The sequence below is a fragment of the Lysinibacillus telephonicus genome, assembly GCF_003966145.1.
In the GTDB taxonomy this organism is placed as follows: domain Bacteria; phylum Bacillota; class Bacilli; order Bacillales_A; family Planococcaceae; genus Ureibacillus; species Ureibacillus telephonicus.
Genome location: NZ_RXNR01000001.1, coordinates 87337 through 101837, shown reverse-complemented (window position 1 = coordinate 101837; position 14501 = coordinate 87337). Strand labels below are relative to the sequence as shown.

Here is a 14501-nt window from a genome sequence, read left to right as displayed (position 1 = left end):
GAGATATCTGGCAGGGGGTTTTTAATTTCCAAACTTTGGAACTGGAATTTGTTAGAATGTAAATTAATGATAGAAAACAAATACATATAAAGGAGGAGTGACATTTTTGTTAATAGGTTTAATGCAATTTTTAGGAATATTTTATTATTGGACGTGGTTTATTTGGCCATTTGTATTTGTTCTTACATTCGTATATGCGATTGCATCCTTAGTAAAGGATGAAAAAGCATCAATGAAACCAGCAATAGCTGCCTCTATTTCGCTTTTAATAATTCTGGCAGGAATTACGACAACTTAAAAAAGAGGGAAAAAGATTATAGTATATAGAAGCAGTTTAATAGAAATAAGTAAAGAAGGGGGCTGGGACATAAGTGGATTTTTTGTAAGAATTCTCTTTTTCCATTAATAAGAATATGATATTTTTTAAAATTGATTGGAGTGAAGGGAACGAGTGCATCTGTCGCTACGCTTTCGATGCAGAGCAATGTTTTTCTGTACCGAAAGCGAAGCGTCAGGTACAAAGCTTCCTGCGGGAATAGCCCGTGACTCGAGACCCAGCAGGAGTGTAGCGACGAGGAGGTTCTGGGCCAGCCCTGGATGCGCGTCCCCGGAACGGAAATCAATTTTCAACTTAGCAAAAAAACGTCATTTTTCTCATCAAGAAAAATGGCGTCTTTTAGTTTTGTCCCAGCTTTTTTTATTTTTAAAAAATTATAAATTTAAAAAAATAATAATACTCAACAACTTTTTCCTATATGCTATACGTCTATATTATGAAAACTCAGTTAGCTAACGGGAAAAAACAAGGAGAGGTGTTATGTGTTAAAGTGGAAGCTTAATCAGGACAAAATGATAGCAGAGTATGTTATGCAAAACAAAGAGAATTTTTATCGCCTAGCATATAGCTATGTTCAGAATCCAGATGATGCACTTGATATCGTGCAGGATTCAATTCAAAAAGCAATTACATCTGAACAATTAAAAGATCAAAAAGCAATTAAAAGTTGGTTTTATAAAATAATTGTCAATACATCATTAGATTTTCTCCGTCGCAAAAAGAAAATAACGGTTGTAGATGATACAACAATTCAACTGCATATGAAGGGGCGAGAAGATCATTATAAGGATATTGATTTACATCAAGCATTAAATGAGTTGCTTCCTGAATATCGAATTGTCATTGTACTTAGGTATTTTGAGGATTTAAAGATTGAGGAAGTGGCGGAGATTTTAGACTTAAATATTAACACTGTCAAAACTCGAATATATAAAGCTTTAAAAATTCTAAGGGTACAGATGGAAGAGTTTAATACTGAGGGGGAACGACATAATGGATAACAATAAAATGGAACAACTAAAAAAGAAATATAAAGATATTCCCATACCGTTACAATTAGATGGAGTTGTAGAACAAGCGTTGCGAAAAAAAAATAATAAAAGACCTTTAGCTTTATGGGGAGCTGGGGTTGCAGCCGCGGCTGTAATTTTTACTACAAGTTTAAACATAAGCCCGGCATTAGCTAAATCGTTATCGGATGTACCAGTTGTAGGAGATCTCGTTGAGGTGCTAACGTTTAAAGAATATCACGTTAGTGAAGGGAACTATGAGGTTGATATTCAAGTGCCGAAAGTCGATAACATGGAAAATACATCATTGCAGGAAAGCTTAAACAATAAGTATTTAGAGGAAAGTCAGCAACTCTATGAAAAATTTATGAGTGAGATGGGTGCTCAAAAAGCGTTTGGCGAGGATGGACATCTTAAAATAGAGAGTGGTTACGAAATTAAAACCGAAACAAATCAAATTTTATCAATTGGCCGCTATGTCGAAGAAACAATGGCTTCTTCTGCGACAACAATACACTACGATACGATTGATAAACAAAACCAATTACTCATAACATTGCCGAGTCTATTTAAAGATAATAGTTATATAGAAGTAATTAGTGAAAATATAAAACAACAGATGCGTCAACAAATGGAGGAAGATGAATCAAAAGTTTATTGGATTGAGCCATCTGACCCGGACGCATTCACAACGATTAAAGAAAATCAAAACTTTTACATTAATGCTGACAATCAATTAGTCATCTCGTTTAATGAATATGAAGTAGCACCAGGTTATATGGGAGCGGTGGAGTTTATTATTCCAACAGAAGAGCTCCAAGGTGTTCTTGTAAGCAACGAGTATTTAAAGTAAGAAGTAATTTAGAGAGCATTTCTCCATAGTGGGAAGTGCTCCTTTATTTTTGGAATTATATGGTATAATGGGGTGAATTAAATTTAGGAAAATTTGACATTAATTGAGACAGGTAATTGGTTTAGTATTATATCGAAATTATTAATAGTATCTTGCCTTTATTTTACCCTAACATTCTTTCAGTACTTAAAGGAAGGCGATGAACGGCTTATAAAGCAATCTAAAGCAGCAGCTGTCGTTTGTCTAGGGTAGCTTTATTAATTCCGGGAATATATTTTATGTTGTTTATAAGATGATGAATTAAATAAATAAATTTCTTTAATACTACTTTTAAAGTAGGGGGATTTAATGAGGTGGAATGTCCTATACTTAACTTTATTATTTTCAATGATTTTAATAGTGGGATGTTCAAATAATGAAGTGCTAGAAAATTCTACTGACCTTAAAGATGAGAATTATAGTGTCAGAAAAATTGCTTGGGATTTCTTACATAAAAAAGGTTGGAATGACACAGCGAATAAAGACTGGGAAACTGCGGTAGTAACTACGATCATTGTTGATAATTATGTTGAATTGCTGGATCAGAATTATGAAGGGAAAGAAGTGCTGGCAGTTTCTTTTAAAGACAAAGAGAATACTGTAGTCGGCACCCCCATCATTCTTGTTGATATTGATTCAAATAAGGTAGTCGGTTATATACCCAGCGAATAAGGAAAATATAGTGCTAAAAAAGATGTGCTTTTAATTAAATAACTCAGCCTACCCTATCAATTGAACAATGCTTCTACTTGATAGGGTATTTTACTTTATACTCGCTAAAGCCCCCTTCAAGTCTAATTTAATCTTGTTTCCTGTATTGATTTATAGCACAGGTTGTTATGAAACTTATTTCCATCCTACTCGTAGAAAATAATAGGAGTGGTTGCATGAACGATGAACAGTTTATAAAAATATTTCAAGAAAATTATAATCGTGTCTATAACTATATCGGCGGGGGAGACCAGCAGCTCATCATGTCGTTGGCTTGTAAGTATACACTTGCCAAAAAACAATTTAGCGGCGTAATTTTGCAAAAAGTTATTGAGCATTTTGGAGAAGAAGCAAAACTTCCATTTTCAATACAAAATTTTTCAACCATTAGCTATAAAATAGCAGCTCAATTAATACAGGAACAGGACATAAAGCTTGCGGTTTCAAACCTCATTGAAAATGACCGTATTTTAAAAGAAGTAAAATTTAAGAATTCGTCATTACGTATAATTGGAGCGCTGTTTTTACGAGAAAACAAACAGGAACATGCAAAAAGAGCAAAGCAATTATTTGATGCAATGAACCGAAATCAGCGTATTTTAACTTCAAAAGAAGATATTCCATATGTTGTTGTTTTAACTGCCAGTAACGAGGCCCAGCCTCTAAAACAAGCTGAAACAATTGTTTGCTATTATAATGCCTTAAGAAAACAGCGTTTTATTATAGGGAATCATCTCCAAGCATTAGCTCAAATCATGACTATTTATAGCAGCAGCTATAATGAAATTTTAATGCAATATGTGGTTCAGCTTAAGGAGGAATTAATAAAGCGAAACATTAAAGTGAAAAAAGTTCACTATCCATTTTTAGGTTTCTTGGCTTTGACAGCAACTGATAATTCTAAGGTTGATGAAATCGTTGCTTTATATAATCAACTAACAGAGCAAAAGATTTTTAAAAATGCAAAAGAATTTGCACTTATTATCGCTATTCAAAAAACAGTTCAGGATTTAATTGAAGTTCAGGAAATGATTGATATCACATTTCTTTCCCATTTAACAGACTTGCTTGATTTAGCGGATTTTATTTTGGAAATCGGTTCATTTATACCGGGTGGAATTTTAGATGTCGTTGATATTTTTAAATGATTCAAACTTCAAACTAAATGAAGGTAGCGTGAACAGCATGGAAAACAAAGCGTATATAGAGTTATTAAATAAAAATTACGAAAAGCTTGTAAATTACTTAAGCTGGACGATAGATAAACGTATTATGTTAATGCTCGCAAGCCATTATAGTGCGGAAGGAAAGACATTTTCATTTGGCTCGTTTGAAGCAGTCATTGAAGAAATTAAACGCCAAACAAGCTGGCTATCAACATTGCGTTCAAGCTCAAACCTTCTTTATAGTGTTGCCATGTTGCTAGATGGGAAAGAAGAGCCACATCAAGCGGTCAAAAATTTAATTGAAAGTGAAGAAATTCTTAAGCAAGCAAAGTTTAAGCGTTCTGCATATAGTTATATTTCAGCCATTTTTTTGACTAAACATTCTGAACAAAAACAAACTCATGCTCATAAAGCTAGAAAACTATATGATGCAATAAGAAAACATCATCCGTTCTTAACTTCCCATGAAGATATGCCTTATTCTGTTTTATTGTCTAATAATGATGAGGACCCTGAACTCCGAGCTCAAACGATGAATCGTTATTATACAGAATTACGAAAAAATAACTTTGCTTTAGAGAATCATTCACAATGGCTATCCCAAGTTTTAACTTTAAATAGTTCGGTTTATGTGGAGCAGCTTGTTCCTTATGTAGTGCAAATTCGAAATGAGTTAGTTCAAAGAAAAGTTAATTTAAAAAAAGAGCATTATCCTTTAATAGGTTTTTTAGCTGTTGCTGGGGCAAAAACAGAGAATATAAATCAAATTGTTGCTCTTTATGAAGAGCTAACAAAGGTAAAGTTATTTCGATGGTATAAAAGTATAGCGTTTAGTATTGCTTTACAAAAGGTGCTTCACGATCTTGCGAATTTAAGTGATTCCCTTGATATGAGCATCATTACAAATTTAGAAATGCTTATACAGGCTGAGCAAGCAATAACGGCTACTACTACCATAGCGGTAGTCGCAGACTCAACTAGTACTTCCAGTGATTAGTAGGATATAGGCAGTTCGTAATGACTTCAAAATGAATAGTGATACAATAGGGGTATAGAAAATCTCGGAGGGTGTTATCAATGGAAGAGAAAGAACTTTGGATAAATGGTAAATGGGTTGATACTAAAGATAGCTATACATTAACATCACCTTTTTCAGGAGAAGTCATCGCGAAGGTAGCTAGGGCCTCTATTCAGGATGTTGAGCATGCAGTTGAAGGGGCACACAAGGCGTTTCTTTCGTTTAAAAAGACAACTGCATATGAGCGAGCGGAAATTTTATATAAAGTCGTTGAGATTATGCGCGGTAGAAAAAATGAGTTTGCAAGAATCTTAGCTTTAGAAGCAGGTAAGCCTCTTTCAGCTGGGCTTCAAGAAATTGACCGTACAATTGCAACATACCAATTCTCAGCAGAAGCAGCAAAGCAATCGATGGGAGAAACAGTACCTTTGGACGCTGCTCCTGGAACAAAGGATCGAATCGGCTACACAAAACGTGTTCCAATTGGTGTCGTTTCAGCAATAACACCATTTAACTTTCCTTTCAATTTAGTAGCGCATAAATTGGGGCCTGCGTTTGCAGTTGGGAATACAGTTGTTTTAAAGCCTGCAACTCAAACCCCATTAAGTTCACTTATACTTGCGGAAATTTTTAAAGAAGCAGGTTTGCCAGATGGAGCGCTTCAAATTGTCACAGGGTCTGGCAGTGAATTGAGTGATACGTTAGTAACCCACCCTCTTGTTAAAAAGGTTACCTTTACTGGTAGTGGGGCAGTAGGGTTGAAAATTAAAGAAAAGGTTGGTTTAAGGAAAATTACATTAGAGCTTGGGTCAAATGCCGCTGTTATTGTAGAACCTAGTACACCAATAGATAAAATCATTACACGTTGTGTTGGAGGGGCATTTGGCTTCGCGGGGCAAGTTTGTATTTCATTACAGCGTGTTTATGTTCATGAATCCATCTATGATGAATTTACAAAAGCATTTGTAGAGGAGACTAAAAAACTAGTAGTTGGTGATCCATTGGATTTATCAACAGATGTTAGTGCAATGATCAATCCGAATGAAGTAAAACGTATTAAGCAATGGATAGAAGAGGCGATTGAACAAGGTGCTGTGATTGCAACTGGTGCTGAATTTACAGATAGAATACTAACGCCTACAGTTATGACAAATGTGAAGCCAGAGATGAAGATTGTTTGCCAAGAAACGTTTGCTCCTATTGTTTCGCTTGTACCGTATAAAAATTTAGATGAAGCTATTTCTTTAGTAAATGCTTCAGAATTAGGTTTAAATGCAGGGATTTATACGAATGTATTAACAGATGCAATGAAGGCTGCGGATGAAATTGAGGCAGGGGCTGTAGTAATTAATGACATCCCAACATTCCGAGTAGATAATATGCCTTATGGCGGTGTAAAAAATAGCGGCTATGGAAGAGAAGGCATTAAATATGCAATCGAGGAAATGACTGATTTAAAATTTATTACGATAAAAACAACGATATAAGATATACTTGCCCCTTTTTAATTTATTATATTTATTGAAATGTTTGTAATACTATATTATCAAAGGTAATATCAACAAAAAGGCAGTTAATTTGGAGGGCAATAGATGAGTAATGCAGTACCAATGAGTCAATCACGATCTTTTCAAACACACTTAGTATTACCACCTGATACGAACCAGCATAGCTCAATATTCGGAGGGAAAGTATTAGCGTATATTGATGAAATTGCAGCCATCACTTCGATGAAACATGCTAAATCTGGAGTTGTAACTGCCTCCATTGATTCAGTAGATTTTGTATCTCCTGCATATGTAGGAGACATTTTGGAATTGGAAGCCTTTGTCACATCTACTGGACGTACTTCTATGGAAGTCTATGTTAGAGTGATGTCTCGAAATATAAAAACAGGTGAAAAAAAATTAACGACAGAATCCTTTGTAACAATGGTAGCAATTGATGAATCCGGCAAACCTACTCCAGTTCCTGGCGTTTACCCTGAAACGGAAAGGGAAAAAAAGCTGTTTGATACTGGGCCAAGTCGACAAAAATTAAGAAAAGCAAAACGTGAAAATGCGAAAGAGCGTCGTCAGCTTTTAGATAACGAAGATCAGCAATAAAGAGCTGTCCATAAATCCTTGATGAGCGTTTCTTTTGTAGCTTAAATAATTTTAACTAAATACTAAGAAGCAGAAGGGCTGTCTAAGAAAATATGGATTTTTTCTTAGCGGCCCTAGCTCCTTTTTTACTAAGTCTTATATTATTCAGATAGTTCATGAACAACATTTAATAAAGAATCGGACGAAGAAGAAACTTGAGATGCGCTGGCTGTTAGTTCGCTGATTAAACTTGATATTTCACTAACGTCTTTTGAAGTGCTGGTATATTGTTGTTTAATACCTGATACAGCTTTTGCAATATCATTAAAGGACTCTTCTAAGTTTTGCTGTGTTTGTACACTTTTTTGAACTTGCGCATCAACGTTACTTACGGAAGTTGTCATGTTTTTAATATTATTTTCGGTCTCGCGAATAAGGTGTGATACATTTTGAACTGCATTTTTTGTTTCCTCAGCTAACTTTCTTACTTCCTCCGCAACTACAGCAAAGCCTTTTCCATGTTCGCCTGCTCTAGCTGCCTCAATAGATGCATTTAATGCCAGCAAGTTTGTTTGATCTGCAATTCCTGTAACTAATCCAACAATTTCACTTATTTTTTGAGAAGAGATTTTAAGATTTTTCATTGAATGCTCTAATAAATTGACACTTTCTAAGATCACGTTCATCAATTTTGTTTGAGTTTCCAAATGACTTTTTCCATAGTTTGATTTTTCCTCTGTATCTGCAACGAAGTTTAATCCGTGTTTTGTAGCAGCTGCGATATTTTCTGATTGAGAGGAAATGGCGTATAAAGATGCTGTTGTTTCCTGGCTAATTGCATTTAATTCCTCAGCGGTATCTTGAATTGTGGCTATAAGCGCAAGTTTTACATCCTCATCGAGCTTGCGGATGCGCTGTTGTTCAGCCTCATATGCTTGGATAACCAGCTGTTGCTCAAAGTTGATAATTTTTGAAAATGCATTAATTGCTTTTGCAGTATCTTCTTTTGACATGTCCAGCTCATTTACAAAGTTAATAAATGTAGTCATTAAAGATTGGAATGACCCTATATACCATTTTGACTCTAACCCAATACGAACATGTGCTGATGCAATGGTTTTGCGTTGTTCTATATAGTCGTTATTTATACGCCCCTCAAAAATTTCAGTTAAATGCTTTGTTAAAGTTATTTTTAATTTTTCAATTCTACTATTTTTATTAATAATATCCATCAAGTGGCCACTTAAACTCACTGCATCATAAAATTGATCGACCATATTAGGAATAAAATCTACTGAAAGCGGTTTCAATTGTCTTAAAACGGCTAAATCTTCTTTATTTAATTTAATGAGTTGCACATGCTTTAATAGTTCTGGATATTTGGAGAAATCAAGTTGAACCTGGCTTAAATATTTTTCAACTTCTAAACAATAAGATGAGTGTTTAATTGGTTTGCTTTTAAAGATAACCATAGTAGTTCTCCGTTCATTATTTAGTTTATGATTATTTAATGTTCCTATCTTCGTTATGATACATTAACTCTATTATAAGTTTCTATGTTTTGGATGAAATTACTAGTTATATATTGAAATTTTCCAAATTTCGTAACAATTTAAACCTATCCTCGGTTTGTAATTTGTAAGCATCCCATGTAAAATACGATTCAGTGTATTTGTATGAAAAACGTTAATTAATAAAGCAAGGGAGAATTAAATATGGAGAAGCGCCGCTTGAAATTTATTATCCCAACAATGGTTATTGTAGCGACTAGTGCTATTTTGATGCTAGTAAACTATTATGAGGAAGTTCCAACCTATCATAAGATTTTAATTGTCATTAGTGCAACCATTTTTTCGGGTATATTAGCTCATGGGTTGTTTCCGCATAATGATGAGGAAATACCAGATGAAAAGCCATCAAATATTAATAAAAAATCATCTAAATAATTAAACTTTAAAGAGCAGATGAATTTGGGTTCGATGCTCTTTTTTATTTTTATAAAAATATTAAATCTGATGAAACTAATGTTTAAGTTAGTCGTATATATACTATCAAGAAAAAGTTAAGAGAGGCTGATATATAAATGGATAGTAAATGGTCAAAGGTCATTATACATGCTAGTGCATTTTTTGCTCCAGTGTTAGTTCCAATTTTATTCTTTTTATTAAGCGTAGATGAAGAAGTGAAACGAATTTCAATTCAGGCATTATTATTCCAAGCGGTAATGTGGTTATTGATTTTTATTTCCTCACTTTTAAGTTTCTTAATAATTGGCATTCCGTTCTTAATTATCTTCGGAATTATGACGATTGTCGTTCCGATTATCGGTATTGTTAAAGCGTTGGGTGAAACAAGCTGGGATTATCCAATCGTTGGAAGATGGGTATAATCAACTGTTTATAAAAATGATTATGTTTAATTAAAAAAAGAAATACTAATCGACAGAACGTTTAAAAAACGATTTTGTCGATTTTTTTAATATTTATACCAGCTCTAATTATGAAAAAAAGTTCTCTGCCAAGCAAGCTGCATGTGAATTTTTTATAAATTAATATAGGCGTTTAATTTGCATTTTGATTTTTCCATTTATATAATATAGTCAAAGATAGTCAAAGTCAGTAGCGAGTGAGGTGAGGTATAAAAAGTGAGAAATATATCTGACATCATTGAAGGTTATTTAAAGCAAGTTATCGAATTAGGTGGTCAAGGACATATTGAGATTAAACGCAGCGAATTGGCGGATAAATTCCAGTGTGTACCCTCACAAATAAATTATGTTATCAATACGAGATTTACTGCTGAAAGGGGTTATTTAGTCGAAAGCAAACGTGGAGGCGGCGGCTATATCCGAATTTTACGCGTAAAAGCAAATTCGAAAATTGACTTGCTGGAAGATATGATAAGGCAAGTTCATAATGGCGCCACACAATCTATGGCTGAAGATATAATCTACCGATTAATTGATGAAGAGGTCATTTCTAAGCGAGAAGCTAAATTGATGCTTGCTGCAATTGACCGAGCTACTCTTCGATTGCAATTACCGACTAGGGACGAACTCAGGTCTTATATTTTAAAATCCATGCTAATAACATTAAAATACGAATAATATGAAATGGTAGTGAAGCATGTTGTTCTACTTATTTAAAAAGCAGTAAATGAAATTTATAATTTTAAATCTTAAGTTAAAAAGAGGTGGAGGGTCATGATTTGTGAACACTGTAAAGAGCGGCAAGCAACTATAACGGTAACACAAGTAATTAATGGCCAAAAAAGTGAAAGACATTATTGTGAGGTTTGTGCCAGTCAGTTTCATCCTTTCAATTTAGATTTCCATAAAGAGGATCAAATACCAATACACCAACTTGTTTCAAATTTGTTTGGTCTACCTGTATGGAAAAGTGAAACACAGGAAAAGCAACAAACAGTCACACAAAAGGCTGCACAATGCCCAAAATGTGGATTTACTTTTCGCCATTTCTTGAATGAAGGCAAGCTAGGTTGTCCACAATGTTATGAGACGTTTAGTAAACAGCTTCCTCAAGTACTAACAAAAATTCAAGCTGGAACAAAGCATAGTGGAAAAGCTCCTGGAAAAATGAATAACAATAAAGAGTGGATGAAAAAACAAATTGAATCTGTACGTGAACAATTACAGGTAGCAATTGTAGAAGAGCGATTTGAAGATGCGGCTAAATTACGAGATGAAATAAGAGAAATCGAACGTAAGCTTGAACATGGGGGTGTGGATACACCATGAATCTTGAACACTTTTTAAAAAGCGGTGCTCCAGGTTGGATGGGTGATAAAGGACTTGATGCAGATATTGTATTAAGCACACGCATTCGTTTGGCAAGGAACCTAGATGGTTACCGATTCCCATTAAGCTTTACAGATCATGAAGCAATACAAGTAGATGAAATCGTAACAGATGCAATGCATCAAATAAGTAATAAAGAGCATAACTTTTCACATTTTACTATTAAAGATATGCCGCTGTTACAGCGTCAAGTGTTAGTAGAAAAGCACTTAATAAGCCCGCTTTTATCTAAAAAAGAAAAATCGGCTTCTGTCTTAATTTCAAATGATGAAACGATTAGCGTCATGATAAATGAAGAGGATCATCTACGCATTCAATGCTTGGCGCCAGGGCTTCAACTTATAGAAACTTATGCACTTGCAAACAAATTAGATAGTCAATTAGAGAAACATTTACCATATGCTTATAATGAGGCTTTCGGTTATTTAACAAGCTGCCCGACAAATGTTGGAACAGGTTTACGGGCTTCAGTGATGATGCATCTACCCGCACTTACAATGTCAAAGCAAATTAAGGTGGTTACCCAAATGTTAGCGAGATTAGGGATGGTTGTAAGAGGCATTTATGGAGAGGGTAGTGAAAATTTAGGCAACATTTATCAAATTTCAAATCAAGTAACACTTGGAAAATCGGAAGAAGAAATTATCGACGACTTGCAAAGTGTTGTTGTACAGATTATTCAAAATGAGCGTGGGGCTCGAGAAGCGTTGTTGAAAAATTCTCGAATTGCTTTGGAGGATCGTTTTAATCGTTCGTTAGGTACATTAAAATATGCGCGTATTATGACAAGTGAAGAAGCTGCTGCTTGTTTATCGAATGTCCGTCTTGGAGTAGATTTGAATATAATCAAAGAAGTTCCATTAAATGTATTGAATGAATGTATGATTCTTATACAACCAGGCTTTGTGCAGCAATATGCCGGCACAACTCTGCAAGCAAGTGAGCGCGACGTATTTAGAGCAAAACTACTACGTGAAAAACTAAACGCGAAAACCCAAAAGTTAATGGAAGAAGGAGAGGAAAGATATGATGTTTAACCGTTTTACACAACGAGCACAAAAAGTATTGCAGTTAGCACAAGAAGAAGCAATTCGTTGGAAGCACGAATCAATTGGTACAGAGCATATTTTGCTTGGACTAATTCGAGAAGGCGGCGGTATTGCTGCGAAAGCATTAGAAGCCATCGACGTTAGCCCGCAAATGATTGAATCCGGCATTGAAGAGTTGGTTGGCAAAGGAACAAAAGACGTTGGTCCAATCGTACACTATACACCTAGAGCTAAAAAAGTGATTGAACTGTCTGTAGACGAATCACGTAAGCTTGGCCATGCATATATCGGCACTGAGCATATTTTGCTTGCGTTAATTCGAGAAGGTGAAGGGGTTGCAGCCCGCGTTTTAGCAAATGCAGGAGTAAGCTTAAATAAAGCTCGTCAACAAGTGCTGTTATTACTTGGTAACAATGATGCTGCTCAAAGCTCTTCAAATCCAACTCAATCAGTAAACACTCCTACATTAGATGGGTTAGCACGTGATTTAACAGCGATTGCTCGTGAAGGTTCTCTTGACCCTGTTATTGGCCGCAGTAAAGAAATTACACGTGTTATTGAAGTATTATCACGTCGTACAAAAAATAACCCTGTTTTAATTGGTGAACCAGGTGTTGGTAAAACAGCAATCGCAGAAGGTTTGGCACAACAAATTGTCAACAACGAAGTGCCGGAAACATTGCGCGACAAACGTGTAATGACTTTAGACATGGGGACTGTTGTTGCTGGTACAAAGTATCGCGGTGAATTCGAAGATCGTTTGAAAAAGGTAATGGATGAAATTCGCCAAGCAGGCAACGTTATTTTATTCATTGATGAATTGCATACATTAATCGGTGCAGGTGGTGCAGAAGGTGCTATCGATGCTTCAAATATTTTAAAACCATCATTAGCGCGAGGAGAGCTGCAATGTATCGGTGCAACAACATTAGATGAGTACCGTAAATATATTGAAAAAGATGCTGCCCTAGAGCGTCGTTTCCAACCAATTCAAGTCGATGAACCGTCTGTTGAAGAAACAATTCAAATTATTAATGGTTTACGTGACCGCTATGAAGCACATCACCGTGTGAAAATTACGGATGAGGCAGTAGAAGCGGCAGCAAAATTATCAGACCGTTATATTTCAGATCGTTTCTTGCCAGATAAAGCAATTGACTTAATCGATGAGGCTGGATCAAAAGTACGTTTACGTTCATTTACAGTTCCGCCAAACTTAAAAGCGTTGGAAGATAAACTTGAAAATGTCCGAAACGAAAAAAATGCTGCAGTATCAAGCCAAGAGTTTGAAAAAGCGGCAGCACTTCGCGACACGGAACAAAAGATTAAAGATGAACTAGAGCAAACAAAGAAAACTTGGAAAGAAAAACAAGGAAAAGAAGAATCAAAAGTAACAGTGGATGATATTGCAATGGTAGTATCGATGTGGACTGGAATTCCAGTTTCAAAAATTGCACAAGAAGAATCTGCAAAGCTTCTTAACCTTGAAGAAGAGCTGCACAAACGTGTAGTTGGCCAAGGAGAAGCGGTAGAAGCAATTTCCCGTGCAATTCGCCGTGCTCGTGCAGGTTTAAAAGATCCTAAGCGTCCGATTGGTTCCTTTATCTTCTTAGGTCCAACAGGTGTTGGTAAAACTGAACTTGCCCGTGCGTTGGCGGAAGTAATGTTTGGCGATGAGGATGCAATGATTCGTATCGACATGTCTGAATACATGGAGAAACATTCAACATCACGTCTAGTTGGTTCACCTCCAGGATATGTTGGATTTGATGAGGGTGGCCAACTAACAGAAAAAGTACGCCGCAAACCATATTCTGTTGTATTGCTTGATGAAATTGAAAAAGCACATCCTGATGTGTTTAACATTTTACTTCAAGTACTAGATGATGGCCGCTTAACTGATTCAAAAGGCCGCACTGTAGATTTCCGCAATACAGTTGTCATTATGACATCTAACGTAGGTGCAGATGCATTGAAATACAGAAAAAGTTTAGGCTTTGGTGTAGGCGACACATCTGACAAATACAAAGACATGAAAGGAACAATGATGGAAGAGCTTAAAAAAGCGTTCCGTCCAGAGTTCTTAAACCGTATTGATGAAATGATTGTCTTCCACTCACTAGAAAAAGATGAGTTAAAACAGATTATTTCATTAATGGCTAACTCTTTAACTGCTCGTCTAAAAGAGCAAAATATCGAGCTCGAATTAACAGATGCAGCGCTTAATAAAATCGCTGAAGAAGGCTATGATCCGCAATATGGAGCACGCCCATTACGCCGTGCACTCCAAAAACATGTTGAGGACCGCCTTTCAGAAGAATTGCTAAAAGGAACTGTATCAACTGGCGGGCAAATTGTCTTTGATTATGTTGATGGAGAATTTGTAGTACGTCAGAAAAGTACTGTAGAAAGTTAAG

General features: G+C 35.5%; 15 protein-coding genes. 14 read left to right on the top strand and 1 reads right to left on the bottom strand.

Features of this window, described 5'->3' with window-relative positions:
• Positions 1-106: 106 nt before the first annotated feature.
• The 8 genes from EKG35_RS00585 to EKG35_RS00545 all read left to right on the top strand — a co-directional run bounded on the left by EKG35_RS00585 (position 107) and on the right by EKG35_RS00545 (position 7239).
• The gene (locus tag EKG35_RS00585) at positions 107-298 is read left to right on the top strand and encodes a hypothetical protein (RefSeq protein ID WP_126292361.1); all 192 of its coding nucleotides are present in this window, start codon (positions 107-109) and stop codon (positions 296-298) included.
• Between the two features lie 551 nt (positions 299-849).
• On the top strand, positions 850-1338 hold the full coding sequence (locus EKG35_RS00580) for an RNA polymerase sigma factor SigV (RefSeq protein ID WP_126292384.1): 489 nt from the start codon (positions 850-852) through the stop codon (positions 1336-1338).
• Positions 1331-2200 (top strand): anti-sigma-V factor RsiV, encoded by an 870-nt coding sequence (gene rsiV / locus EKG35_RS00575; protein WP_126292360.1) that lies wholly within the window; start codon positions 1331-1333, stop codon positions 2198-2200. The genes EKG35_RS00580 and rsiV overlap by 8 nt, the downstream gene beginning before the upstream one ends.
• Before the next feature lie 348 nt (positions 2201-2548).
• Positions 2549-2911, top strand: coding sequence for a hypothetical protein (locus tag EKG35_RS00565; RefSeq protein WP_126292359.1), 363 nt, complete (start codon positions 2549-2551; stop codon positions 2909-2911).
• 215 nt (positions 2912-3126) lie between these two features.
• The gene (locus EKG35_RS00560; RefSeq protein WP_185807596.1) at positions 3127-4098 is read left to right on the top strand and encodes a DUF4003 family protein; all 972 of its coding nucleotides are present in this window, start codon (positions 3127-3129) and stop codon (positions 4096-4098) included.
• Positions 4076-5113 (top strand): DUF4003 family protein, encoded by a 1038-nt coding sequence (locus tag EKG35_RS00555; protein WP_126292357.1) that lies wholly within the window; start codon positions 4076-4078, stop codon positions 5111-5113. The genes EKG35_RS00560 and EKG35_RS00555 overlap by 23 nt, the downstream gene beginning before the upstream one ends.
• A gap of 80 nt (positions 5114-5193) precedes the next feature.
• Positions 5194-6621: an aldehyde dehydrogenase family protein gene (locus EKG35_RS00550; protein WP_126292356.1), complete on the top strand. Its 1428-nt coding sequence runs from the start codon at positions 5194-5196 to the stop codon at positions 6619-6621.
• A gap of 105 nt (positions 6622-6726) precedes the next feature.
• Complete coding sequence (locus EKG35_RS00545; RefSeq protein WP_126292355.1) at positions 6727-7239, top strand: acyl-CoA thioesterase; 513 nt, start codon at positions 6727-6729, stop codon at positions 7237-7239.
• Between the two features lie 140 nt (positions 7240-7379).
• On the opposite strand, the gene EKG35_RS00540 is transcribed toward EKG35_RS00545, so the two are convergent.
• Entirely contained in the window at positions 7380-8690 is a 1311-nt protein-coding gene (locus EKG35_RS00540; protein ID WP_126292354.1) for a globin-coupled sensor protein, read from the bottom strand.
• Positions 8691-8933: 243 nt separating this feature from the next.
• On the opposite strand from EKG35_RS00540, the gene EKG35_RS00535 reads away from it, so the two are divergent.
• The 6 genes from EKG35_RS00535 (at position 8934) to EKG35_RS00510 (ending at position 14500) form a co-directional block, all read left to right on the top strand.
• Complete coding sequence (locus tag EKG35_RS00535; protein WP_126292353.1) at positions 8934-9164, top strand: hypothetical protein; 231 nt, start codon at positions 8934-8936, stop codon at positions 9162-9164.
• Between the two features lie 137 nt (positions 9165-9301).
• On the top strand, positions 9302-9607 hold the full coding sequence (locus tag EKG35_RS00530; RefSeq protein WP_126292352.1) for a DUF4870 domain-containing protein: 306 nt from the start codon (positions 9302-9304) through the stop codon (positions 9605-9607).
• A gap of 255 nt (positions 9608-9862) precedes the next feature.
• Positions 9863-10324 carry a CtsR family transcriptional regulator gene (locus EKG35_RS00525; protein WP_126292351.1) on the top strand — a complete coding sequence of 154 codons (462 nt, stop codon included), beginning with the start codon at positions 9863-9865 and terminating at the stop codon, positions 10322-10324.
• 96 nt (positions 10325-10420) lie between these two features.
• Entirely contained in the window at positions 10421-10975 is a 555-nt protein-coding gene (locus EKG35_RS00520; protein ID WP_126292350.1) for a UvrB/UvrC motif-containing protein, read from the top strand.
• Positions 10972-12072: a protein-arginine kinase McsB gene (mcsB, locus tag EKG35_RS00515; protein WP_126292349.1), complete on the top strand. Its 1101-nt coding sequence runs from the start codon at positions 10972-10974 to the stop codon at positions 12070-12072. The genes EKG35_RS00520 and mcsB overlap by 4 nt, the downstream gene beginning before the upstream one ends.
• Positions 12062-14500 carry an ATP-dependent Clp protease ATP-binding subunit gene (locus EKG35_RS00510; RefSeq protein ID WP_126292348.1) on the top strand — a complete coding sequence of 813 codons (2439 nt, stop codon included), beginning with the start codon at positions 12062-12064 and terminating at the stop codon, positions 14498-14500. The genes mcsB and EKG35_RS00510 overlap by 11 nt, the downstream gene beginning before the upstream one ends.
• Position 14501: the final 1 nt, after the last annotated feature.